This window comes from Halohasta litorea (assembly GCF_024494645.1).
GTDB lineage: Archaea > Halobacteriota > Halobacteria > Halobacteriales > Haloferacaceae > Halohasta > Halohasta litorea.
Genome location: NZ_JANHDJ010000002.1, coordinates 284942 through 308229, shown reverse-complemented (window position 1 = coordinate 308229; position 23288 = coordinate 284942). Strand labels below are relative to the sequence as shown.

The following is a 23288-nucleotide window of genomic DNA, read 5'->3' as shown; positions in this document are numbered from 1 at the left end:
TACACTCATTTGATATACCGCGGCCACCACGGGCCGTACTGGTCCCGAATCCGTCCGCGTGGAATGCTGACGAATATCAATACCGCGCCCACGAAGGCACCGTTGAGAGCCGTAAGCAGCGGCGCGCCGAAGATCCACGGCGCGAGGATGACCCACCCGCCGAGCGGGACGTTGAGGAAGCGGACCGCGCGGGCGGGTTCGCCAGTCGCGATCACCGACACCGAGACGACCAGCGCGCCGACAAGGTGGCTGCTGTCGGCGAGCAACCCCGTCGACCCGAAGACGGTCGGCGACAGCATCAGCCAGAAGCCAAGGACCATCGCGCCGATGAGATACCACGGCAGCGAGACACCCCAGAACATCCCCGCCGGGCGATCCCGTTCGGAGCGCGTGCCCTCGGGCAGCCCCTCGTCTTCCTCGGAGAGCGTTCCGCCCATCCAGAAGGCGTGCCAAACTGAGACCCCCTCGCCGACGCGCCGTCTGAGCAGCTGGAGCATGGCGACGACCTCGTCGACGGTCAGCGAGATCATCCAGAGCATCCCGAACGCCGACAGCAAACAGAGGGTACACCACGTCCCGACCAACAGCGGCTGAAAGATGACGAGTAGGACCTGGACGAAGCCCAGCGGGATGACGACGATGCCGAAAAAGGTCACCATCCACGGCATCGTCCGCCAGCGCGTCTTGTCGCCCATAAACGCCATCAGCCCCTCGATGGCATAAGCCACTGCTCCCAACCCGGCATCCGAGACCGGGAACGCCTCCGAAACCCACGAATCGAGAATCTGTACCGTACCATCACCGAAGACGGGGTCCCAGACGAAATCGATGTAGCCCAGCTGGTAGGCCGCCATGTATCTCGAGGCGAGGAAGCCGAAGAAACCCAGCACGACGAGTGGGAACCGCTGGGCCGCCGTCGAGGGGTTGTAGCTCCAGCCCGGCGGAACGGCTCCCCCGGACATCTCCATCCGCATCATGATGATGACCGAAAACGTGATGACGAGGACCCCGACGAGCGTGTCGTTGACGTAGGCGGCTGCCGTCGGCGCGCTGAAGACGAGCGGAGCCATCAGCAACCAGAAACCGACGAAGCCGTTGGCGTACGACGCCAGTGGCCTGTCCTTCCAGATCGTCAGCGTACTGAGTGCGATGAGCACGAGCCCCGAAACCACGTCGCTCCACGTCAGCCAGACGCTCTCGTAACCGAACGACATCGGCGAGAAGACGAGCCAGATCCCCAGCGAGATGACGCCGTACTGGATCCACGTCTCTTTGAGCGGATGGTCGCGCATCATCTCTCCGGGCTCTTGCATCCCGTCGCCGTCGTCGTGATCCTGTGAGTGACTCATGGGTGGCAGTCAGTGGTTCGTGTTCTCGCTGTCCGTTCCTCTTGGATAGGTCGTCGACGGCTGGTCGTCGAGGCCGAAGGGCGGATACGACTGCGAACGCGCGTTGGCTGGCCCGCCGTGGGCCGTCAGTGCCAATGCGCTCGTGAGGACGCCGATGTGGCTGAACGCCTGCGGAAAGTTTCCCAACAGGCGTCCCGTCTCGGGGTCGACCTCCTCGGTGAGGAGTCCCAACGGGCTGGCGACCGCACCGAGCCGCTCGAAGATCCGCCTTGCCTCTTCGATCCGCCCGGCATCAACCAGCGCGGTGACCAGCCAACACGTACAGACGACGAACCGCGCCTCGCTCCCCGGCAGCCCGTCGTCGCCGTCGAGTCGGTGAACCAACCCCTCGTCAGTCGTGAGGCGACGCTGGATCGCGTCGATCGTTCCTTCCATCCGTGGGTCGTCGGCCGGGAGAAAGCCGACCTCGGGGAGTCGAAGCACCGCCGCATCGAGCCGGTCGTCGGCCTCGAACGAGCGCACGAAGCTCCCTAACTCCTCGTTGTATCCCCGTCGGAAGACGGTCTCGCGGATCGTTTCGCGTGTCTCTCGCCACTGGTCGACCGACGCCACGAGATCACCGCCGCTCTCGATGTCGCCGTCCTCGACGAACGCGATGGCGCGGTCGAGAGCCGCCCAACACATCACCTTCGAATAGACGAACTGCTCGGGATCGCCGCGGATCTCCCAGATACCGACATCGGGTTCGTCCCAGACCGTACAGACGTGGTCGGCGATCCCTTCGATCAACGGCCAGTGGTCCGACAGCAGGTCGACGCCGTACTCAACCGCCTCGGAAACCCCGACGACGAGTTCGCCGTAGACGTCGAGCTGTCGCTGGGTGGCCGCCCGGTTGCCGACGCGAACCGGTGTCGAACCACGGTAGCCCGCGAGGTGGTCGAGGGTGTGTTCGGTGAGGTCGGTCGCACCGTAGAGCCCGTAGACCGGCTGCATCTCCGCGGGTGTCCCCTGGCCGCAGTGGGTGAGACACATCTCGAAGTAGGCCTCGATCTCGTCGAGATGGCCCAACTCCGCGAGGGCTTGGACAGTGAAGGCGGCGTCACGAATCCAGTTGTAGCGGTAGTCCCAGTTCCGGCTGCCGTCGACCGCCTCGGGCAGCGAGGTGGTCGGTGCGGCCGCGATCGTTCCGACCCCCCGCTGGATCAGCAGCTTCAACACGAGTTCCGACCGGACGGCCAACTCGTGCCACGGCCCCTCCAGGGGACAGGCCGATCCGGTACAGGAGTGGGTCCACTCCCGCCAGTAGTCGACGACCGCATCGAGCAGTTCTCCGTGAGCCTCGGGCTCGATCCGAACGGGCCGGTCGTAGCCGAGGACGATCCATCTCGTCTCGCCCGCGTCCAGCCGCAGGTTGGCGGTGGCTGCGCCGCGGCTGACGTCGAAAGAACACCGTCCCGAGAGACCCAGCCGCTCACCATCGCTGCCAGCAGTGACGCCGTAATCGGTGTGTTCGATAGTCGGCACCGTTCGGGCGTAGTCGAACCGGGGCTCGAAGCCGACGGAGAGGTCGACGCTGCCTGCCTCGCCGGTGACTCGTCGGTAGATCGCTCGGTGATCATCGGCGGCTGTTCGCTGCGGAACGGGCATGAAATCGGTCACCGTTGCCTCGCCGCCCGCAGTCGAAAACCGTGTCTGGAGGACGTTGGTTCGGTCGACGTACGCCTGAGCGGCTTCGAACGAACCGGTGGGCGCGATAGTCAGATGGCCACCCCGCTCGCTGTCGAGCAGACGGGCGAACACGCTCGGCGAGTCGACCCGTGGAAAGCAACACCAGTCGATACCGCCGTTGCGGCCGATCAGCGCGACCGTTTCGAGATTGCCGACGACCCCGTAGGCCTCCAGCGGCTCGAAATCGGTTGGCTGCTGCTCACTCGACACTGGGTTCATGGGCTCTCGGAGGGATTGCCACTAGCTTTTCGGGGACCTCGGTGGCGTTTGTTGTGGCTAGATTGTTGTGCCTTGCTCCCCGGTCGACCGAATCGGCGAGAAGGCTTAGGTGGCGGATCGTGGTAGTTTTCTGCAATGACCCTCGAAGACGCTCTCGAACGAAGACTTCACAGGACCGCACGGGACGACAACCGGCTTCCGGACAGTTCGCGTGGGATTCACGCAGCGGTCGCGGCGGTTCGCGGCCTCCAGGCGGGGTTCGTGGCGACGCTGATCATGACCGCGTTTCGACTCCCGATCATGCGGTCGCTGCCGCCGTCGGCCAACTTCTGGGCACTGTATATTGGCACGGGCGATACTGACGACTATCCCGGCATCGGCCTCCTGTTGCATCTGCTGTATGGGACCACCGGCGGGGCTCTCTTCGGAAGTCTGTTCGGGCTGCTGTCGGCCGAACGCGCGATCGAGCCCGAGCAGCGGGGAATCGTCTGGGGATCGGTGTTCGGACTGCTGCTGTCGGTCTTCGGGACACAGGTCGTCCTCAATGGGGTATTGGATACCCAGCTGGAGGCCGACGAGCTCACGCTGTTTCACGCGGGGCATCTCGTCTACGGCATCGCCCTCGGTGCGTGGGTCGGCTCCCGAACTGAGGGCGTCGAGAACGTCCGGACGGAGTACGACTACGAGTCGGAGACGTAGTCCGGCTTCGACGGGAGGGCGACACCGTCTCGCGGCCTGCAACGACACATATTAAGTTCGGTCACGCATGGCGATAGACGAGAATGTCCACAGGACCGACCTTCGGCGAGGAGTTAGAATCCCAAACCGAAACGTATCTCGATCGACTCGCCGACTGTACCAGTCTGCTCCCCGAACTGCTCGACCAGTACCGGACCGAGGGGGATTACCGAGAGACCTTCGAGGAGATCCAGGAGATCGAAAGCGAGTGCGACCGGCTCAATCGGAACATCAACGGCACGATCACCAACGCCGGAGCCGAGGACATCGGCCTGCTCAACTCGCGGGTCCATTTCAACACCTCCGCGCTGATCAGTTTCTACGGCCAGCTCGACGTGATCGCCAACCTCACCGAGCGCATCGCCCAGGAGCTGTTGATGATCGAGCCCGCCCACGACAACGCCTGCTTCCAGCGGATGACCGAGATGGCCGACAGCGCCGCCGCCGGGATGGCACCGCTGGTCGACGTGGTCGTTCGCTTTATCCACAGTCTCAGCACGACCGACGAGTCCGACACCCTCACCGACGAGATCAACGCCGTCCGGCGAATGGAAAGCGAGTGTGACGAACTCAGAAACGAGATCATCACCACCGCCTTCGACGGGGATGTCGACGACCCACTGCTCTACCGGGAGTTCGCCATCCTCCTGGACAAACTCGCCAACACGATGGAGGACGTTACCGACCAAGTGATCGTCATCGCGAGCAACGAACCCGGCATCGTCACTGAACCCGACCCGCAGTGGGAGTAAGACCCATTAAGTAGTCGGGGAGTCGGCGTCGTCGCTTGCGGTCGACGCCTCGACTCTCCCCTCCAACGTCTCGAAGTCAAAGTCGGCGAACGCTGGCGGGACCGTTCCCTCGGTCGCATAGACGTAGAGGACGGTTTTGACGATATCCGTTACCGTTCGGCCAACGAGATAAACGGCGACGCTGAGGCCGATCACACCGAGGATCACGGTACTCGTCCCGAGCCACGGAACGAGGCTGAACAGCCCCGCCCCGACCGCGACGATGACAGCGACGCCGCCGAGCCAGACGACGCCCTGGAGCAGCCCGATGCCGAAGTTCGCATTCAGCGTCTCTCCCCACGTTCGTTTAAATGTGGAGGCGCTGTTCGAGAACATCCCCCTGACAGAGACGTCTTCGAAGACCAACACCGGAACGACGAACAGCGTCGTGATCGTCCAGCCGACCGCGAACAGTCCCGCGGCATACCGCGAGAGCAGCGACTCGGAGCGTTCCAGCGAGCGGAGGATCACCCCGACGACCGCCGAGATCGCCGCCCAGACGGCGAGTTCGCGCTTGATCGCCCACGCGGCGGCCACCCCGGCCCGCACCGTCGGCTCCCGCCCGTGGAAGACGTCGTCGACCGACGCCACCAACGCGGCGGTGAAAAACGAGGCCACGAACGTCGTCACAACGTAGAATCCGAACAGCGCCCCCAGCGTCAGCCAGCCGCCGACGAGGTCGACGACGAACACTGTGAGATACAGCACCGCGCCGAACGCCAGCGTCCCAATCCCGCCGAGCAGCGGAAACGCCGCGAGCGTGGGATAGTTGCGGAGGACAGTCAGGCTATCACGGGTGAGGTCGAACCCGGTTGTAAGCCGTCGAACCAGTCGCATAGTCGATCTGTTCGCCGTCGACGCTTAAAACGGTAGGCCAGCCGACCGGTCGGTCTCAACCGATCCGGAAGGCGACGGCGAGCACAGCGACCCCGACGGTCGACGCCAGTCCGATCCAGTTGCGCGGCGTGTCGAGGCCGTCGGGAGTTGCCGGTCGGCGAATTGAGAGCCGACGTAGACACTCAGCAGCGAGCAGCGTATAAAAGGGGAAGAACGAACGAGTTAGGCTTCGTCTTCGATCTCTTCGGCGAGCTCGTCGGCATCGAGGTCGACATCGTCGAGATCGACGTCTTCGAGGGCCTCTTCGACTTCTTCGCCGCCAGCACCGCCGAGGCCGCCCATCCCGCCCATGCCGCCGAACATCCCGCCGCCGCTGCCGTCGAGGATCTCCTGGACGACGATGCGGTCGATGCCGGTCTTCGAGATGACATCCTGGGCGATCTGGCCCTTCGACATCATCCACTGCTGGTTCATCGTCAGCTGCGGGGTCGACTCGATGTAGAGCGTTTCTTTCTCTACGGTCTGGGTTTCGAACTCCGGCTCGGCATCCTCGTCGTCTTCGTCAGGCTCGACGGGAACTTCCTCTTCGACCTCGTCGGTCTCGATCCAGAGGGGAGGAGCGTGCTGGAGGTACATCCCGAGCATCCCCTCGGCTTTGCCCTCGTCGTCTTCGACCTCGTCGAGGACCTCGTACTCGTATTCGAGCTCCTCACCGGCCAGCGGGTGGTTGAAGTTGACGCGTGCGCGGCCGCCGATGATCGTCTCGATGTGGCCCTGTTCGTTGTCTATCTGGACGTTCGCGCCGGGGTAGCGGTCGTCCTCGGGGATCTTGTCGGCGCTGATCGTCCGGACCTGATCGGGGTCGTACTCGCCGAAGGCCTCCTCGGCCGAGATGACGACCGCACCCTCGTCGCCGACCTCGCTGCCGACGAGCGCGTCGTCGACCGACTCGAAGACGTGGCCCTCGCCGATGATGATCGTCCGCGGGGAGAACTCGTGTTCGTCGGTATCGATCCCGGCCTCTTCGGCGACCTCCAGGATCGTCGTGTCGACCACGTCGTCGTCCTCGGTGGTCCGGAGGGTGTAGTCGAGCTCGACGAAATCGCCGCGCCCGAATCCGGTCTGTTCGGTCTCCGATTCGGCGTCTGCAGACTCATCAGCCTCGGCAGCTTCTGCCTCGGCCTGTTCGTCACTCATACTCCGAACAACTGTCGATGCACCCTTAAGAAGCACGGTTCGCGGCGGCCAACCCACAGAAGCTTTTGGGACGCGGTGGGACGGTCAGCTATGTACGAGGTCGAACTCAAACTCAGAGCTGACCACGACGAACTCCGTGAGGTGTTGGCTGACCACGGCGCCGATCACGTCGACAGCCGCACACAAACGGATACCTACTACAACGCACCCCACCGCGAGTTCGCCGAGACCGACGAAGCACTCCGCATCCGGTACGAACAGCCCGCAGACGGCGAATCCACCACCAAACTCACATATAAAGGGCCGCTGGTCGAGGCCGAATCGAAAACACGGGAGGAACACGAGACGGCCGTCGACAACGAGCAGGCCCTGACGGGGATTCTCTCGGGGCTCGGCTTCGAGCCCGCGGCGCGAGTCGAAAAGAACCGCGAGTTCTACGCGCTTGATGGATATACGATCAGCCTCGATACCGTGGCCGACCTCGGGGAGTTCGTCGAGATCGAACGGGCGACGACCGAAGACGAGGTCGAGCATGTCCGGGAGGGCGCGGTCGACCTGCTGTCGCAACTCGGACTCGATCCCGACGAGCAGATCCGAACCTCGTATCTCGGGCTGTTGCTCCAAGGGACGTAAAATGCGCAGTAGTTATTTTACAATGGGCAGAGGTTTCCGCAAGTTATAGAATGGCGGCCTTCGAAGGGTCGGGTAATGAGTCGGAACATTCAGGTCAGCGAACTCGACCGGTCGGCGGTCGAGGACCAGGGCGTCGAGATCGTCGAGCGGAAGGGCGTCGGGCATCCGGATTCGATCAGTGATGGAATCGCCGAAAGCGTCTCGCGGGCCCTCTCGCAGCTCTATCTGGACCGCGTCGGCAAGGTCCTCCACTACAACACCGACGAGACCCAGCTCGTAGCGGGCCGGGCAGCCCCCGCTTTCGGCGGCGGCGAGGTCATCGAGCCGATGTACATCCTGATCGTCGGCCGGGCGACGAAGGAGTACGACGGCGAGCAGCTGCCGGTCAACGCGACCGCCCTCGCGGCGGCCCGGGAGTACCTCGCCGAGACGGTCCCCGAGCTCGAATACGGCACCGATGTCATCGTCGACGTCAAACTCGGCGAGGGATCGGGGGACCTCCAGGAGGTCTTCGGCGAAGAGGGCGCGACCGTGCCGATGGCCAACGACACCTCCTTCGGCGTCGGCCATGCCCCGCTGACCGAAACCGAGGAGATCGTCGCCACTGCCGAAGGGGAACTGAACACCACCTACGCCGACGAGCATCCCGAACTCGGCCCCGACGTCAAGATCATGGGCAAACGCGAGGGCGACCACATCAACATCACCGTCGCCGCCGCCATGATCGACGCCTACATCGAGGACATCGAGGCCTACGCCGCCGCCGTCGAGGACGTCGAGGCCTACGTCACCGAGCTCGCCGAGGAGATCACCGACCGCGAGGTCAGCGTCGACGTCAACACGGCCGACGATCTCGACGAGGGCTCGATCTATCTCACAGTAACGGGGACGTCCGCCGAACAGGGCGACGACGGCTCCGTGGGGCGGGGCAACCGCGCCAATGGCCTCATCACGCCGAACCGACCGATGAGTATGGAAGCCACCTCCGGCAAAAACCCAGTCAACCACATCGGGAAGATCTACAACCTCCTCTCGACGGAGATCGCCGAATCAGTGGTAGCGGAGGTCGACGGCATCCGAGATCTGCAGGTCCGACTCCTCAGCCAGATCGGCAAACCGATCGACCAGCCCCACGTCGCCGACGCCCAGGTCGTCACCGAAGACGGCGTCGACGTCGCCGACGTGGACGGTGAGATCCGCGCAATCGTCGACCGCGAGTTGGCCGACGTGACCGAGATCACGCGGAAAGTGATCGAGGGCGACATTTCGACGTTCTAACCAGTCGCTGGAAACAGTATTCTTTTATTCGCCGGTTCGTCTTTGTAGGTAGATGCGCCGCCGACTCAGTGCGGGCACGATAGCCGGAGTGGGTATCGCGACCGCCTCGTTGACACTCCTGTTTATTATCAACAGCGAGCCGACGAGCGGGGTGGTGTTCGTGACCGACGCCATCGTGCCGCTGTTGTTTTCGGCGCTGCTGGTCGGTGCGAGCTACTGGGCGTGGGCCGACCGGTCGGCCGATACGGCGATGGTTCGGCTCACGCTGTGGTGTCTGGCGGGCGGGGCCATCGTGGGCGGCTTCGAGTTTCTGACCCTCTACTCGCAGTTCGAGGGTGGTGTCCTCATCCAGAAGGAGCTCCAGACGCTGAACGCGGGGGTCGCCCGCGGGTCAGTGATCGGTCTCGCGTTCGGATTTTACGATGTCGAGCGACAGCGAACCCGACGCCGCGAACGGCAGCTCGAACGGCAGGTCGAGCGGCTCGAAGAGTTCGCTTCCATCGTCTCTCACGACCTCCGGAGCCCACTGACGGTCGCCCGCGGTCGGATGGAGCTCCTGGAGGCGACCCACGACCTCGATGCCGAACACGTCGACCAGATCGAGTTCGCCCACGAGCGGATGACCGAGATCATCGAGGACTCACTCGCCCTTGCGCGCGGCGGCCACGAGGTCACCGATCCCGAGGCGGTCGACCTTGAGTCGGCTGCCGAGACAGCGTGGCAAACCGCGGGCTCCGACTCGGCGAGGCTGGTTGTCGACGAGGGAACCGTCGAGGCCGACGAAGACCGGGTCACGCGGCTCCTGGAGAACCTGTTTCGGAATAGCGTGGAACACGGGCTGTCGACGGATCACGACACCGACGGCGAGTCGGCTGCCGAGGAGCCGGAGCTCACGATCACGGTCGGACAGTTGCCCGGCAAGAGCGGCTTTTATGTCGCCGACGACGGCGTCGGCATCCCCGCCGAGGACCGCGAGTCGATCTTCGAGGCGGGCGAAACCAACGGGGGGTCGGGCAGCGGTCTCGGCCTGGCGATCGTCCGCCGGATCGCACAGGCCCACGGCTGGACGGTCGAACTCACCGAGTCAGAGGCTGGCGGCGCGCGCTTCGAGTTCCGGACCTGAACCCAAACGGATTTACTCGGCGACTGGCTTCGATCCGGTGTGACACGAGTCTGTCTCATCGGGGCCGACGACGTCGACCTCCAGTACGAACTGCTGTCCCGTGAGACCGCCCGCAACGCGCTGGCGACCTACGATCTGGACCAACCGTTCGACAACGCCATCGGACTCGACACGGTGAGCCTCGGCGCGGCCGTCGCCCTCCTAAATGACCTCAACTGGTATCTGGTGCGGTTCGCCGACTACGCGCTGGTCCAGGAGCCCTCGATCAGCGAAACGGAATGGCTCTCCCGCGAACTCGCCACGGAAGTCCGGGACCGCGAACTGCCGCCGGAAGAAACCGACAGCCTCCTGCAGATATTCGGTGTCGAGGAGAACCGACTAGTCGAACCGATGTACGTCACCCGCGTCACCGACTCGGTGCCGAGCTACGACCTCCGTGAGGTCGACGACACCGTCGTCGTCCGAGTCGCCGAAGAGGAGTTCGGCGGCTGACGAGCGGACGATTTTAAAAGAGTGCCTCGCTCTCGTCGAGGACGTGGGCCGGACCGCCGACTTCCCACACGTCGGTCTCGATGCCGATCTCTGCGATTCGACTCTCGACTTCGTCGACGTACTCCTCGCGGGTGTTGACGTAGACGCTCGCACCCGTGTCGGTCGAGAAGTAGACGTCGACGCCCTCCTCACGAAGCTCACGGACCGCGTTGAAGACGGCGATCGTCTCGGGCTGCCAATAGACCCACCCCGAGGGGCCGGTCATCGTGGCGGCGGTCAGCGACAGCGAGTCGTGTTCAGCCAGTTCGAAGACGCGTTCGAAGGAAGCCTCCCGTAGCGCGTCCCGCATCTCGACGATCTGGTCGGGGATGTGGGCCACGCGCGACTGGAACATGTGGCTCTCGGCGGCCTCCTTGTGGGCCGCCTCGGTCTCTTTATACGAGGGAACGTGGGCAGCAACGATTTTGAGGTCGTCTTCGAGCTCGGAGTCGAGTCGGTAGGACCGACAGTCCTCGTCGTTGAGTCCGGCGTAGAGATGCGAGAACGCTCCGGTCACCGCGCGGGCGGCCGACGACGACCCGCGGCGGGCGACAGTTGAGACCTCCGGCAGGCTCATATTTAGCCCCGCGGCCTCGACGAGCGCGAGGGCGGCGGCGGCGAAACCCGACGAGGAGGAACCGAACCCGATGTTCGAGGGGAAGGAGTTCTCACTCTCGAAGCGGACGGCGTGGTCGAACTCCGCGAGTTCGCGGACGTGATCGACGACCATTGCGATCCGTTCGGCCGCCCGACCGTCGACTTCCTCGCCATCGATCAGATAGACGTCGTCGGCTGGTCCGCTCTCGGGGAGCCACTCGACGGTCGTGGTGGTGTTGGTCGGAGCGGTACAGACGCTGATCGAGTCGTGGTACGGCAGTCGGAGTTCGGGATCGCGCATCCCGTGGTATTTGACGAGCCCCTGGATCGGGTGGGCCCGCGCGGTCGCTTTCATGCTCATTGTCGGTATGGGGACCGGTCGGGGGTTAGTCGTTCCGGATTTTGTGGCGGTCGTTCCTGCCAACCGAATTCGTCCAAACGCGGCCGACAGAACCTATAACAAGAGTTTAGGGTCGCCTCATCGAACACCTGCGGTATGACCGAGTACACCGTCGAGTTCGTCGGAACCGGAGAGACGATCACGGTCTCCGACAAGCAGACCATCCTGAAAGCCTGTCTCGAAGCGGGGATCGCACAGGAGTACTCCTGTCGCGTCGGCATGTGTCTGGCCTGTTCGGCCGAAATCATCGAGGGCGAGGTCGCCCAGCCCGCCGCCCGCGGCTTCACCGAGGAAGAGCGAGAAAACTACGCGCTGACCTGCATGGCGCGGGCCCAGTCGGATCTCAAACTCGAACGTGGCGTCTACCCGCCGAGCATCGAGGACGACGTACCGACCGCCGCCAGCGACACCGCCGCGGCCGACGACTGACTCATTTCGCCTCGAATCGGTGACGGACGATCTCCACGTCGTCGTCCCACTCGAAGTTCCCGCCATGGGCGGCCACCAGTCGCTCCCTGTAGGCCTCCAGGTCCGCCGACCCCTCCCGCTGGGCGTCCGCATCCGTCAGCTCGCCCAGCGTGAGCTCGTCGACACCCACGACGACGAACTCCTGATCGTCGATTTCGAAGGTGTCGCCCTCCGCGGCGTAGGCCTGCCCGCGGCTGATCTGGGTCATTTTCCCCGCCAAAACCGCTTTTTTGACGTGGTCGTTCGGTAACAGCGTCGAAGCGTCAACAGTTCCCATGCGCAATTGTTGCGGGCAACTGACAAAAAGGCCGGGTATGGTGAGGTCGACCCGCGGGATTCAAGAGCGTTGGGCGACCCCCCTTATGCAATGCGTCAGGACCACCTCATCTCCGCGACCCAGCTCTCGCGGGCAGACATCGAGGCGGTGCTCGACCGGGCCGCCGAGATCGACGGCGACCCGGCGGCGTGGGGCGACGCCCACGACCGGGCCGTTCTCGGCCTCTGTTTTTTCGAACCGAGCACACGCACGAAAATGAGTTTCGACACCGCCATCAAGCGACTCGGCGGCACCACCACCGACATGGGATCGGTCGACTCCTCCTCCGTAAAGAAGGGCGAGAGCCTCGCCGACACCGTCCGCGTCGTCGAAGGCTACGCCGACGCCCTCGTCCTCAGACACCCCAGCGAGGGAGCGGCCAAGATGGCCGCGGAGTTCGTCGACGTCCCCGTCATCAACGCGGGCGACGGCGCAGGCCAACACCCGAGCCAGACGCTCCTGGACCTTTATACGATCCGCGAGAACGTTGGTCTCGACGACCTCTCGATCGGGATCATGGGCGATCTCAAGTACGGCCGGACGGTCCACTCGCTGGCCGAGGCGCTGACGAACTTCGACGTGCGCCAGCACTTCATCAGCCCCGAGAGCCTCCGGCTGCCACGCGGCGTCCGGTTCGACCTCCATCAGTCCGGTGCGCAGGTTCGGGAACACACTGAACTCGACGGGGTCCTGCCTGACCTCGACGTGCTGTACGTCACCCGCATCCAGCGCGAGCGGTTCCCCGACGAGACCGAATACGAGAAGGTCGCCGGGGAGTACCAGATCGACACCGGGACCTTGGAGGCGGCCAAGGACGACCTCGCGGTGATGCACCCGCTGCCCCGCGTCGATGAGATCGATCCAGGAGTCGATACGACCGACCACGCGACCTACTTCGAACAGGCCCACAACGGGGTGCCGGTCAGAATGGCACTGTTGGATTACCTGCTCTCCGAGGAGGGCGACCAATGAGCGACCACGAACTCCGCGTCTCGAAGATCCGCAACGGTACCGTTATCGACCACGTTTCGGGCGGCCACGCGCTGAACGTGCTGTCGATCCTCGGCATCGACGGCTCCGAGGGGCTGGGCGTCTCGGTCGTCATGAACGTCCCCAGCGACCGGCTCGGTCGCAAGGACGTGGTCAAGGTCGAAGACCGCGAACTCAGCCAGTCGGAGGTCGACGTCATCTCCCTTATCGCTCCCGAGGCGACGATCAACATCATCCGGGAGTTCGAGGTCGTCCAGAAGAACCGCGTCGACCGCCCCGAGACCGTCGTCGGGCTGCTGTCGTGTCCCAACCGCAACTGCATCACCAACGAAAACGAGCCGGTCGAAACCAACTTCACCGTGGTCGACGACGACGTTCGGTGTACCTACTGCAGTACGATCATCCGGGACTCGCTGGCCGACCACATCGATCCGGAATAGTTACTCGTGGGCGGCGTCCCACTCGTCGGGTTTTCTGACGTTCGGACACTGGTTGCAGACGATCCGGCCCATCGTATCCATCGCGTTGTCGACGGTCTCACAGGCGCTACAGAGATAGCCCCAGCGCTCGCTGGCGTCGTCGGTCGCGTACACGGTATAAAAGGGGCCTTCCGATCCGCGTTCGGCGTCGTCGCGGTCGACGTAGAGCGTCCCCTCGGCGTCGACAGTCATCGCTTCGAGATCCATACGGACAGCAAGAACGGCGCTCGGTTTATAAACTACGTCCGGAAGCTCTCGCCGCAGCCGCATTCGGAGACGACGTTAGGGTTTTCGACGTGGAAGCCCGCAGCCTGCAGGCCGTCCTCGTATTCGAGTCGGCTGCCGCCGATGTAGTCGAGGCTCGCGGGGTCGACGAACACCCGGAGCCCGTGGTGGACCGTGACCGTGTCGTCAGCTTCCGGCTCGTTATCGAACCGCATTCCGTAGGACAGGCCCGCACAGCCGCCCTGCTGGACGAACAGTCGGAGCCCGCCGACGTCCTGATCCATTCCCTCGCTGTCCATCAACGCGAGTGCCTTCTCGGCGGCCAGCTCGGAGACCTCCACCGCTGACTCCGAACTGCCGTCGACGGTTCCAGTGCTCATAGCTACCTCTCGTTGTCCAAGCCTGTTAACTGTGACGACGGGATGCAATCAAAACTGGTTCCAGTCTACGGAAATCGTGCGGAGTAGCTGGCGATTATTTAAATCGCCGCCGGACGCTCTCGGCGTGGCCCTCGAGGCCTTCGGCTTCGGCGAGCGTCGTAATCGTCTCCGCAAGCCCATCGAGGCTCTCCTCGTCGAGTCGCTGGACGGTCGTCGACCGGAGGAAGGCGTCGACCGACAGCCCGCCGAACCGTTTGGCCCCGCCGTTGGTCGGCAACACGTGGTTCGTTCCGGAGGCATAGTCGCCCGCTGCGACCGGCGTGTAGGGGCCCAAAAAGACGCTCCCCGCAGAATCGATCCGGTCCAGGAGCGCCTCGTCGTCGTCGGCCTGAATCGAGAGGTGTTCAGCGGCGTACTCCTCGGCGAAGAGGACGGCCTCGGACATCGACCGGGCCAGGAGGACGCCACTCGCGTCGGTCGCCAGCGCCTGTTCGATGATATCGCTCCGCTCGCGGCCCTCGATCTGGGCGTCGACCGCTTCGCCGATCGCCGCGGCAGTGGCTTCGTCGTCGGTGACTGCGACGACCGAGGAGTTGGGGTCGTGTTCGGCCTGTGCGATCAAATCGCTGGCGACGAGCGCGGGGTCTGCGGTCTCGTCACAGACGACGAGCACCTCGCTCGGCCCTGCGAGGAAGTCGATCTCGACGTGACCGCGGACTTCGGCTTTGGCCGCCGTGACCCACTTGTTGCCGGGGCCGACGATCTTGTCGACCGCGGTAACTGTCTCTGTCCCGTAGGCCAGCGCACCGACAGCCTGCGCACCGCCGACGGCGTAGATAGCGTCCGCGCCCGCTTCGTGGGCTGCTGCGAGGGTGATCGGATTCATCGGATCGCCCGGCGGGGTGGCGACCGCGACGTGGTCGACGCCCGCGATCTTGGCGGGGATGACCCCCATCAACACACTGGAGGGGTAGGCGGCGGTGCCGCCGGGGGCGTAGACGCCGACCTGCTCGATGGGACGGTAGCGTCGGCCCAACTCCCGGCCGTCGAACGACTGCCGCCAGTCGTCGGGGACTTGCTGTTCGTGAAACTCGCGAATGTTGTCGGCGGCCGTCGAGATCGCCTCCAGGATCTCGTCGTCGACCTCCTCGTGGGCGCGCTCGGCGAGATCGGTCACGTCGAGATTGCCGACTTCGACATCGTCGAACTCGGCGGCCAACTGACGGAGGGCCACGTCGCCCTCCTCACGGACGCGGGAGATGATATCCGCGGCGTCGCCTCGTGCGGCATCGATCCCGGCGTCGCGCTCGAAGAATGCCACGCGCTCGTCCGGCGAGAGATCCGCAATAACTCGGTAGTCCATACGTCGGCTTCGGATGGCTGCTGAAAAACCGTTTCCATCCGAGCAGTCGGATTAGGTGCTGTATCCCTCTCCGTCGACCGGGCCCGCGAAGGTGCCGTAGAGGAACTTGAAGTACCACAACACGAGCAGCAACACCGGGAGCCCGAGGATCGTCGTGAGGTTCAACGCGAGCGGCGAGACGACGACCGCGTCGATCGTCAGGCCGCTGGCGGGGTAGATCGTCGGGTACAGCAGCGTGGCGACGAGGCCGACGAGCAGAAACGAGAGCCCAAACGTGGTACCGAACCAGAGTTTGTGTCGACCCTGTCGGGCGGCGGCAATCCCGCCGAGGCCGAAGCCGACGCTGGCGAGGACGACCGCGGCCGCGGGGAGGGTCACCAGGAGCGCCCGCACGTTCGCGGGATTGAGCCAGTAGACCACGGCCAAGAGGACGACCACGCCGCCGAGGTAGGCCGCCGTCGAGAGCGTCCCGAACCGAACCATATCGTCGGCCAGCGGGCCGCTGGTCTTGGCCGCGAGGAACGCCGCACCGCTGGTGAGACAGAGCGCGACCAGCCCGACGCCGGTCAGCAGGCTCGGGAGGCTGAAGACGGCCGTGCCGAAGATCCAGCTCCCGACGAGGGTTCCTAACAGCAGCGGCGTCACCGTACTGCCGAAGACGAACAGCTGGTCACAGCGTCGGTGCCACTCGGGCTCGTCGCGCTGTTCGCGGAGTTCGGGGGCGACACCCCGCATGAGCAGCGCCATCACGATGGCGATCGCCAGCAGGTAGTGTTCACTCAACAGCCGCGAGTAGACCGCGGGAAACGCCGCCAGCAGCGTGGTGCCGAAGGCGACGATCCAGACCTCGTTGGCGTCCCAGATCGGGCCGAAAGCAGAAAGGAGCGTCTCCCGGTCGTGGTCGTCGCGGGTGGCATACAGCATGCCGATCCCGAAATCCATCCCGTCGAGGGCGACGTACATCGCCAGCGAGAACATGACGACGCCGAACCAGACGGTCGGCAGCGACTCGACGAGGTAGGCGTCGACCGGGATCAGGAGGCTAGTCATCGCCTTTCACCCACGGCATCCGCGGTCGACCGGACTCCTCGCGCTTGCGGACCCCCATCCGTTCGAGTTCACCTTCGATCATCCATTTCAGGACGAACCCGAAAGCGGTCAGCAGGGCGATGTAGAGGACGACAAACGCCACGAGCGTGCCGGTGGCTTCGGCCCCGGTCAGAGTCGTCGACACCGCGTCGTTCGTTTTGAGCACGTCCTGGATCACCCACGGTTGGCGGCCGATCTCGGTGACGTACCAGCCAGTGAGCAGCGCAACGAACCCCAGCGGACTCGCCAGCATCATCGTCTGCAGGTAGCGTGTGCTCTCGCGGAGTTTCCCCTGTCGCAGGAGGTTCCCGCCCCAGAGGGCGAGCCCGATAAACAGGAAGCCGAGGCCGACCATTGCGCGGAACGACCAGAAGACCAGCGCGACCGGCGGGTTGTCGTCGTACTCGTGTAAGCCCGTGACTTCGGCTTGGAAATCACCCCCGCTGGCGAGGAACGAGCCGACGGCGGGGAGGCTGATCGTAAACAGGTTATCGGTCCGCGGATCGGTCAGCGCATCGAAACTCTTCGGGATGGCGATCAGATGGAGATCGGCCTGGCCGGTATCGTAGTGGGCCTCCATCGCGGCGAACTTCTGTTCTTGGGTCTCGGCGACGTGTCGACCGTAGGCGTCGCCATGGATCGCCTGCAGCGGCGCGGAGATCAACAGCAAGACCACCGCCATCCGGAGGGCGGTGTTCCAGGCCTTCGACTCGCGGTTCCGCCAGATCATGTAGGCGGCGATTCCGGCGACCGCCAGCGTCACCGCGATCACCGAGGCGTTCATCATGTGGACGTACATCCACGGCATTCGGGGGGTGAAGAAGGCGGCGATGGGATCGGTGAGCCGGGCGATCTCCATCCCGTTGCGCTGGACCAACTCGAAGCCACGGGGCGTCTGCATCCAGGCGTTGACGACCAGAATCCAGAAGCCCGAAAGCCACGCGCCCGCGCCGGTCAACACCGACGAGAGGATGTAGGTCCGATCGGAGACGCGCTCCCGGCCGAACAGCAACACGCCGAGGAAGACCGCCTCCAGGAAGAAGGCCATCTTGGCTTCGAACGCTAGCGGCCCGCCGATCATCTCGCCTGCGGCCTCGGCGAACTGCGGGAAGTTCGTCCCAAACTGGAAACTCATCGGAATACCGGTCACCGTCCCCATCACGAAGCCGACGGCGAACACCTTGATCCAGAACTCCCGGAGCCGGGTGTAGGACTCCTCGTCGCTCGTGACGTCTTTCCAGGTGAAGTAGACGATAAACGGCGCGAGCCCGATCGAGAGCGACGCAAACAGGATGTGAACCGAGATCGTCCAGCCGAACTGCGCCCTGCTGGCCAGTTCGGGCGACAACAGCATACTAGTTTGTGCGAACTGAACCACACTACTGAAAACGGGGTCGGGCGCTGGTATCATGTTCTGCTGTCCTCATCTAGTTTCTACAGTATCCGTCCGTATATAGTTCATCTCGATTATTATTTGATGGGGATAGTTGTGTGGATGTGGTAAATACTGCGGTCGGCTCTGGTATCGACCGTTCACGACAGTCGACTACCGGGATCTGAAAGGACGCGAGAGAAATCGGAGCAGGGGCGGAGCGGCCGGGTTAGTTCTCGGCGGTAACCGTCCGATCCTGTGGCTCGTCGTACTTGGTGCGGAACTCGCCGATGAGCTGGCCCATTTTGGCGTACCAGTCGTTGAGCATCCGCTGCATATCGTCGGCGATCTCGTCGGGGTCGGTCGGCCGGAAGACGTGGTAGTAGCCGCCCTGATCGTAGTTCACTTGCTCTTTTTGAACGAAGCCGCTGTTGATCAGCCGCTGGACCGACCGGTAGGCCGTCGACCGCTCGCGGTCTACCTCCTCGGCGATCTCGTCTACGGTCAGCGGCTCGGTCTGTTCGGTGAGGACCGCAAAGATCTCCTTGTCGAGGTTCTTCAGCCCGTGGATACACTCCAATAGCCCCTCACACTCCATGTCCTGTTTGAGATACTGGCTCATCGAGTCTGCCATCGTAGCTTCAGTTACGATAGCGCACGGTAAAAACGTTTGTATGATGTGTACAATACTGTCGTAACCGAATCGAGGCTCGAACGAGGAGATCGGTCGAATACGCCGGTCAGTCGGCGGCAGGCGTCCGGCGACGCCGGGTGGCCCGGAGGGAGGCGACCGTGGTGTAGACGATCGCCCCGGCGACGACGACCGCCGCGCCGATCACGAGGACGAGCCCGACGGTCTCCAGGAGTCCATTGCCGAGGTAGGAGCCGACCTCGCCAATACCGACCGCGACTGCGCCCGCCAGCAACATCCCGCCGAAGTAGATCTTGATCCCGTCGCTGTCGACGACCGCCGTGGCCGCCGAGCCGATCCGCGCACCGAGTGCGCTGCCGAACAGCAGGGGAGCGACGATCGCGAGGTCGACGCCGCCGCCCTGGCCGTAGAGGTAGCTGCCGATCCCGCCGGAGAAGACGATCTCGAAGAGGTCGGTGCCGACCGCGACCGGCACCGGGACGCCGATGGCGTAGATCATCGCGGGCATCCGAATGAAGCCGCCGCCGACGCCGAGGAAGCCCGACAGCAGCCCGGTCGAGAAGGCGACCGCCGTGATCACCCACGCCGAGACCCGGACGTCGCCACGGAGGGTGACCATCGGTGGAATACGGACGGTCTCCTGGATCGTTTTGGCGATCTCGGGGATCTCGTACTCGCTGAGGTCCGTGTCGGCGGCCTCATGGTCGACACCGCCGCCGCCATCGCCCTTCATTGCCTCACGGGTCACCATGGCCCCGATCCCGCCCAGCAGGACGACGTAGGCAACGCTGATGACGCCGCCAGCGAGGCCCAGCGCTTCGAGGTAGTAGACGCTGGCCCGGCCGACCTCGATACCGATCGTGGTCCCCGCGATCATGATCGCGCCGAGTTTGTAGTCGACCTGGCCGAGATCGTGGTGTTTCAGCGTCGCGATCACGGCGGTCCCGAAGACGAACGCCATCCCGGAGCCAACCGCGACCGAGGCGTCGTACCCTAACATCAACAGTGCGGGCGTGACGAGGAACGAGCCACCCATCCCGAAGAAGCCGAAGAGGATGCCGACGACCAGCCCGAAGCCGACGAACAGCGCCATCATCTCCGGGGAGCTACCGAAGACGTTGAGACTACTGACCAACACCGGAGTCACCTCCGACCAAGAGCTCCATCAGCCGCGGTCCGACCAACCGTTCGAGCCCTCCATAGCCCACATAGAGCACGATCGCCTCGAAGAGGATCGCGCCGATCAGCAGCGCCGTCTGTGGGTCCCACGTTGGCACCGCTAATCCAGCCATCGTTCGATGCTCCGTTCATCCGCAACAGTATTTCGTCGATTATACATTTCTGCTCACTAACCCCTACCAGTGCTGACGGTATAACGGTTGTGGAAATACTGTACAATACTATATTCGCGTAACCCCTCACCAACCACCGATACGTTATGAGTAGGTTTTGCGGTCGGCTGCCCGGTTGCGGTCGGTCAGCGAAGTTGCGGCACACGACAGTTTTCGCGTGTCGACCGACTGTAGTCGGTAGCGGCGCGAGCCGAAACGGGTCGGCTGGGTCGCCGGTTCGTCGGCCGATTTGAGCGCAAGTAATATATCCACAACCACACAATATTATCTATGCGAGTGTTATTTGCCACAGACCTCTCGGCAGCCAGCGAGGCCGCGATCAAAGACCAGACCTGTCTGGAGTGTCTGGGCCGGATCGGCGTCGATGAGATGCATCTCCTGACGGTCGTCCCGTCGAACGTCCACGCGGGGATGCCCGGCGTCGACTTCGAAAAGCGTCGCCGTGAGGCGCTCTCGAAGTACGAAGACGTTCTGGTGGAGGCCGGGTTCGACGTGGAGTCCCACGTGGTTCGCGGCACCCCACACCGACGGATTACCGGAGTCGCCGAGACGATTCACGCCGACATGATTCTGGTCGGCTCCCGCGGGAAGAGCCCCCTGGAGAACCGACTGATCGGCTCGACGGTGCGGAACCTCGCCCGAACCGCGAGCGTCCCGCTGTTGGTCAACCGGATCGAGCGGGCAACCGACGACCCCGACCCGCTCCGGAGCCATCTCTTCCAGCGAATGTTGTACGCCACGGACTTCTCGGAGAACGCCGAGCGCGCCTTCGAAGAGTTCTCACACCTCCGGCATGCGACCCAGGAGGCGACGCTGGTTCACGTCAGAAAACCCAAGGGCCAAGAACTTGACGAGCCGTCGCCCGAGATCCAATCGACGCTCGACGAGCTGGCTGGCACCCTCGAAGACTGGGGGATCGAGACGGCGATCGACGTCCGGAACGGCGATCCAGCGACGCAGATCCTGGAGGCCGAGGCCGAACACGAGCCGACGACGATCCTCCTCGGCTCTCGCGGGCAGAGCCGCCTCCGTCGCCTCCTGCTGGGCAGCGTCTCCGAGCGGATCGTCGCCGAAGCCGCCGGGAACGTCCTCCTGGTGCCGCCCGCCCGACAGCGATAGCTCTCCCAGGGCGGCTGCTCTTTTGTGTAGTATTGTATATACCACCCATAACTGTTATCCCGGTGTGGACCGTAGCTGATGGTGATGAGTTCAAACACGAACGCAGCCCCGGCCGACCCGATCCAGCTCGGAAACCCCGACGAGTTCGATACCGTCGTCGACAACTACGACGTCGTGCTCGTCGACTTCTATGCCGACTGGTGTGGGCCGTGTCAGATGATGGAACCGACGATCGAGGCGCTGGCCGCGGATACTGACGCTGCAGTGCTGAAAGTCGACGTCGATCAGTTCCAGGCGCTTGCGGGCCAGTACGAGGTCCAGGGGATTCCGACGCTGCTGGTCTTCGCCGACGGCGAGCTCGCCGAGCGGATGGTCGGCGCACAGACCGGCGACACGCTGTCGCAGGCGATCGCGGGCTACACTGCGTAAGCCGATATGTCGACTAGAGCCGAAATCGATTCGGTGATCGAACACAGAGGAAGTACATAATGGCTGATCCAGTCCGCGTCTGGCTCGTCGAACGCACCTACTCCGACGACGAACAGAACCTGATCATCCTGACCTACGCCACGCCCGACGGCAAGCGGGACCTCCGCAAGGAGCGGGCGCTGACGAGCTTCGGCGACCACCGCGAAACGCAGGTCAGCCTCGCTGCCGATCCCGACAACCTCGGCGCTGTCGAGGACCCCGAGATCCGCGAACAGTACGCCCGCGAAGCAACGGCGATGGCCGACGAACACGACCCTGACGACACCTTATAAACCACCGACTAACCGATACAGTACGATACAGCTTATAAATGGGATTTCACACGTTTGACGCAGACAAGGCAGGTCGACTCGAAGACGCAGCCAAACGCTACCGGTCGGTCTCACGGGAGGAGCTGCTCGGCGCGCTCGAACCCACCGGCAGTGAGACGGTCGCGGATCTCGGCAGCGGGACGGGCTTTTATACCGATGATGTCGCCCCCTACGCCGAGCGGGTGTACGCGGTCGACATCCAACCCGAAATGCACGAGTTCTATCGCGAGAAGGGCATCCCCGAGAGCGTCGAACTCGTCACGAGCAGCATCGAGGAGCTACCGTTCGACGACGACGAACTCGACGGAGCCGTCTCCACGATGACCTACCACGAGTTCGCCAGCGAGGACTCCTTGACGGAACTCGCTCGCGTGCTCCGGCCGGGTGGCCGACTCGTCGTCGCCGACTGGTCGGCCGAGGGTGAGGGCGAAAGCGGGCCACCGGTCGACGAACGCTACAGTGCGAGCGAGGCGGTCGCAGCGCTTGAGAAAGCTGGCTTCGAGATCGAAACCGAACAGTCGAGAGTCGAAACGTTCCTCATCGTCGCGGTTCGGAGCGAGTAGTTAGCTTTCTTTTTAAATATTCTCAGCCAGTGTAGCAGTCAGTCCCGAGTAGGCAGCGGCTACTTTAAAAAAAAGAATCAGTCGTCGGTCGACTGCTGTTGGCCAAGTGCCTTGGCGATCGCAAGCAGGTAGCCGAGTCCGTGTTGAATCTCGGGGTCCCGAATCGCTTTCATCAGGCCGACCGGCCCGACTGCAACCGTCTCGGCCTGTTCGGCCGCAGAGACACTGTTGAGCATGGCCGTCAGCCCGTCTCGGGTCTCGTCTTGGGCCGCCGTATCGGCCACCTCGCCGAGCGAGGAGCTGGTGGCCGCGAGCGACCGGACCATGTCGTCGGTCATTGCTGCGGTGCCCAGCGAGACCACGTCGCCCAACTCGGCGAGCTCGTCGAGCGTTCCGCTCCGCTGGAGTTCGACCAGCGTGTCGAGGGCCTCCTGGAGCTCCCCACCGTTCTCCCCGACCGATTCGGCCAGTCCGACCGTCTCGTCGGTGGCGATGCCGTCGGCGGAGGCCGCCAGCGTCTCGGCGGTTCCGGAGAGTTCGACGACCATCTCGTCGGTCATCGCCGACGTACCGAGATCGACCACGTCGAGCAGTTCGTTGACCGCATCGAGTCGCTTGACGAACTCGGCGACGGCCTCGGGGTTCTCGGCGATGGCGGCTTCGAGGTCGGCGTCGTCCCGCTGTTCTTGTTCGGCCATC

At 64.0% G+C, this 23288-nt stretch carries 28 protein-coding genes; 13 read left to right on the top strand and 15 right to left on the bottom strand.

Annotation, left to right across the window (positions count from 1 at the left end):
- Nucleotides 1-5: 5 nt before the first annotated feature.
- Both NO877_RS06485 and NO877_RS06480 read right to left on the bottom strand, forming a co-directional pair.
- Nucleotides 6-1349, bottom strand: coding sequence for a vitamin K epoxide reductase family protein (locus tag NO877_RS06485; protein WP_256395510.1), 1344 nt, complete (start codon nt 1347-1349; stop codon nt 6-8).
- 9 nt (nt 1350-1358) lie between these two features.
- Entirely contained in the window at nt 1359-3296 is a 1938-nt protein-coding gene (locus tag NO877_RS06480) for a glycoside hydrolase family 15 protein (protein WP_256395509.1), read from the bottom strand.
- A gap of 135 nt (nt 3297-3431) precedes the next feature.
- Here NO877_RS06480 and NO877_RS06475 point away from each other — a divergent pair, with 135 nt between their 5' ends.
- The gene (locus NO877_RS06475) at nt 3432-3995 is read left to right on the top strand and encodes a DUF6789 family protein (protein WP_256395508.1); all 564 of its coding nucleotides are present in this window, start codon (nt 3432-3434) and stop codon (nt 3993-3995) included.
- Between the two features lie 83 nt (nt 3996-4078).
- On the top strand, nt 4079-4786 hold the full coding sequence (locus NO877_RS06470; protein WP_256395507.1) for a DUF47 domain-containing protein: 708 nt from the start codon (nt 4079-4081) through the stop codon (nt 4784-4786).
- 6 nt (nt 4787-4792) lie between these two features.
- Here NO877_RS06470 and NO877_RS06465 read toward each other — a convergent pair whose 3' ends face one another.
- The gene (locus tag NO877_RS06465; RefSeq protein WP_256395506.1) at nt 4793-5662 is read right to left on the bottom strand and encodes a DUF6159 family protein; all 870 of its coding nucleotides are present in this window, start codon (nt 5660-5662) and stop codon (nt 4793-4795) included.
- A gap of 222 nt (nt 5663-5884) precedes the next feature.
- Entirely contained in the window at nt 5885-6859 is a 975-nt protein-coding gene (locus NO877_RS06460; RefSeq protein ID WP_256395505.1) for an FKBP-type peptidyl-prolyl cis-trans isomerase, read from the bottom strand.
- Nucleotides 6860-6949: 90 nt separating this feature from the next.
- Here NO877_RS06460 and cyaB point away from each other — a divergent pair, with 90 nt between their 5' ends.
- From cyaB to NO877_RS06440, 4 genes are all read left to right on the top strand, one after another.
- The gene (gene cyaB / locus NO877_RS06455) at nt 6950-7492 is read left to right on the top strand and encodes a class IV adenylate cyclase (RefSeq protein ID WP_256395504.1); all 543 of its coding nucleotides are present in this window, start codon (nt 6950-6952) and stop codon (nt 7490-7492) included.
- A gap of 75 nt (nt 7493-7567) precedes the next feature.
- A complete protein-coding gene (locus NO877_RS06450) occupies nt 7568-8770 on the top strand; it encodes a methionine adenosyltransferase (protein WP_256395503.1) in 1203 nt (400 codons plus the stop codon).
- Nucleotides 8771-8822: 52 nt separating this feature from the next.
- Nucleotides 8823-9893: a sensor histidine kinase gene (locus NO877_RS06445; RefSeq protein ID WP_256395502.1), complete on the top strand. Its 1071-nt coding sequence runs from the start codon at nt 8823-8825 to the stop codon at nt 9891-9893.
- 39 nt (nt 9894-9932) lie between these two features.
- On the top strand, nt 9933-10385 hold the full coding sequence (locus NO877_RS06440; protein WP_256395501.1) for a DUF5804 family protein: 453 nt from the start codon (nt 9933-9935) through the stop codon (nt 10383-10385).
- 13 nt (nt 10386-10398) lie between these two features.
- Here the strand turns inward: NO877_RS06440 and mvaD are convergent, their stop codons facing one another.
- Nucleotides 10399-11376 (bottom strand): phosphomevalonate decarboxylase MvaD, encoded by a 978-nt coding sequence (gene mvaD / locus NO877_RS06435; RefSeq protein ID WP_256395853.1) that lies wholly within the window; start codon nt 11374-11376, stop codon nt 10399-10401.
- A 141-nt stretch (nt 11377-11517) separates the two neighbouring features.
- Between mvaD and NO877_RS06430 the strand changes: the two genes are divergently transcribed.
- Nucleotides 11518-11850, top strand: coding sequence for a 2Fe-2S iron-sulfur cluster-binding protein (locus NO877_RS06430; protein ID WP_256395500.1), 333 nt, complete (start codon nt 11518-11520; stop codon nt 11848-11850).
- Between the two features lies 1 nt (nt 11851).
- Here the strand turns inward: NO877_RS06430 and NO877_RS06425 are convergent, their stop codons facing one another.
- The gene (locus tag NO877_RS06425) at nt 11852-12166 is read right to left on the bottom strand and encodes an ASCH domain-containing protein (protein ID WP_256395499.1); all 315 of its coding nucleotides are present in this window, start codon (nt 12164-12166) and stop codon (nt 11852-11854) included.
- 90 nt (nt 12167-12256) lie between these two features.
- On the opposite strand from NO877_RS06425, the gene pyrB reads away from it, so the two are divergent.
- Both pyrB and pyrI read left to right on the top strand, forming a co-directional pair.
- Nucleotides 12257-13177 carry an aspartate carbamoyltransferase gene (gene pyrB / locus NO877_RS06420; protein WP_256395498.1) on the top strand — a complete coding sequence of 307 codons (921 nt, stop codon included), beginning with the start codon at nt 12257-12259 and terminating at the stop codon, nt 13175-13177.
- Nucleotides 13174-13635 (top strand): aspartate carbamoyltransferase regulatory subunit, encoded by a 462-nt coding sequence (pyrI, locus tag NO877_RS06415; protein ID WP_256395497.1) that lies wholly within the window; start codon nt 13174-13176, stop codon nt 13633-13635. Before pyrB ends, pyrI begins: the two co-directional genes overlap by 4 nt.
- Here the strand turns inward: pyrI and NO877_RS06410 are convergent, their stop codons facing one another.
- From NO877_RS06410 to NO877_RS06375, 8 genes are all read right to left on the bottom strand, one after another.
- Entirely contained in the window at nt 13636-13881 is a 246-nt protein-coding gene (locus NO877_RS06410) for a DUF5816 domain-containing protein (protein ID WP_256395496.1), read from the bottom strand.
- A 32-nt stretch (nt 13882-13913) separates the two neighbouring features.
- Complete coding sequence (locus NO877_RS06405; RefSeq protein ID WP_256395495.1) at nt 13914-14279, bottom strand: HesB/IscA family protein; 366 nt, start codon at nt 14277-14279, stop codon at nt 13914-13916.
- A 94-nt stretch (nt 14280-14373) separates the two neighbouring features.
- Nucleotides 14374-15642 carry a histidinol dehydrogenase gene (gene hisD, locus NO877_RS06400; protein WP_256395494.1) on the bottom strand — a complete coding sequence of 423 codons (1269 nt, stop codon included), beginning with the start codon at nt 15640-15642 and terminating at the stop codon, nt 14374-14376.
- 51 nt (nt 15643-15693) lie between these two features.
- Nucleotides 15694-16692 carry a cytochrome d ubiquinol oxidase subunit II gene (locus tag NO877_RS06395; RefSeq protein WP_256395493.1) on the bottom strand — a complete coding sequence of 333 codons (999 nt, stop codon included), beginning with the start codon at nt 16690-16692 and terminating at the stop codon, nt 15694-15696.
- Nucleotides 16685-18085, bottom strand: a complete 1401-nt coding sequence (locus NO877_RS06390; RefSeq protein WP_256395492.1) for a cytochrome ubiquinol oxidase subunit I — start codon at nt 18083-18085, stop codon at nt 16685-16687. Before NO877_RS06390 ends, NO877_RS06395 begins: the two co-directional genes overlap by 8 nt.
- Before the next feature lie 247 nt (nt 18086-18332).
- Complete coding sequence (locus NO877_RS06385; protein ID WP_256395491.1) at nt 18333-18737, bottom strand: helix-turn-helix domain-containing protein; 405 nt, start codon at nt 18735-18737, stop codon at nt 18333-18335.
- A gap of 106 nt (nt 18738-18843) precedes the next feature.
- Nucleotides 18844-19851: a sulfite exporter TauE/SafE family protein gene (locus NO877_RS06380; protein WP_256395852.1), complete on the bottom strand. Its 1008-nt coding sequence runs from the start codon at nt 19849-19851 to the stop codon at nt 18844-18846.
- 28 nt (nt 19852-19879) lie between these two features.
- The gene (locus NO877_RS06375) at nt 19880-20047 is read right to left on the bottom strand and encodes a DUF7512 family protein (RefSeq protein ID WP_256395490.1); all 168 of its coding nucleotides are present in this window, start codon (nt 20045-20047) and stop codon (nt 19880-19882) included.
- A gap of 330 nt (nt 20048-20377) precedes the next feature.
- Here NO877_RS06375 and NO877_RS06370 point away from each other — a divergent pair, with 330 nt between their 5' ends.
- The 4 genes from NO877_RS06370 (at nt 20378) to NO877_RS06355 (ending at nt 22589) form a co-directional block, all read left to right on the top strand.
- On the top strand, nt 20378-21226 hold the full coding sequence (locus tag NO877_RS06370; protein WP_256395489.1) for a universal stress protein: 849 nt from the start codon (nt 20378-20380) through the stop codon (nt 21224-21226).
- Nucleotides 21227-21310: 84 nt separating this feature from the next.
- Nucleotides 21311-21655 (top strand): thioredoxin, encoded by a 345-nt coding sequence (gene trxA, locus NO877_RS06365; RefSeq protein WP_256395488.1) that lies wholly within the window; start codon nt 21311-21313, stop codon nt 21653-21655.
- Between the two features lie 59 nt (nt 21656-21714).
- Nucleotides 21715-21987, top strand: coding sequence for a DUF7967 family protein (locus NO877_RS06360; protein ID WP_256395487.1), 273 nt, complete (start codon nt 21715-21717; stop codon nt 21985-21987).
- Between the two features lie 38 nt (nt 21988-22025).
- Nucleotides 22026-22589: a class I SAM-dependent methyltransferase gene (locus NO877_RS06355; protein ID WP_256395486.1), complete on the top strand. Its 564-nt coding sequence runs from the start codon at nt 22026-22028 to the stop codon at nt 22587-22589.
- 77 nt (nt 22590-22666) lie between these two features.
- Here NO877_RS06355 and NO877_RS06350 read toward each other — a convergent pair whose 3' ends face one another.
- A complete protein-coding gene (locus NO877_RS06350; RefSeq protein ID WP_256395485.1) occupies nt 22667-23287 on the bottom strand; it encodes a helical membrane plugin domain-containing protein in 621 nt (206 codons plus the stop codon).
- Nucleotide 23288 lies beyond the last annotated feature (1 nt).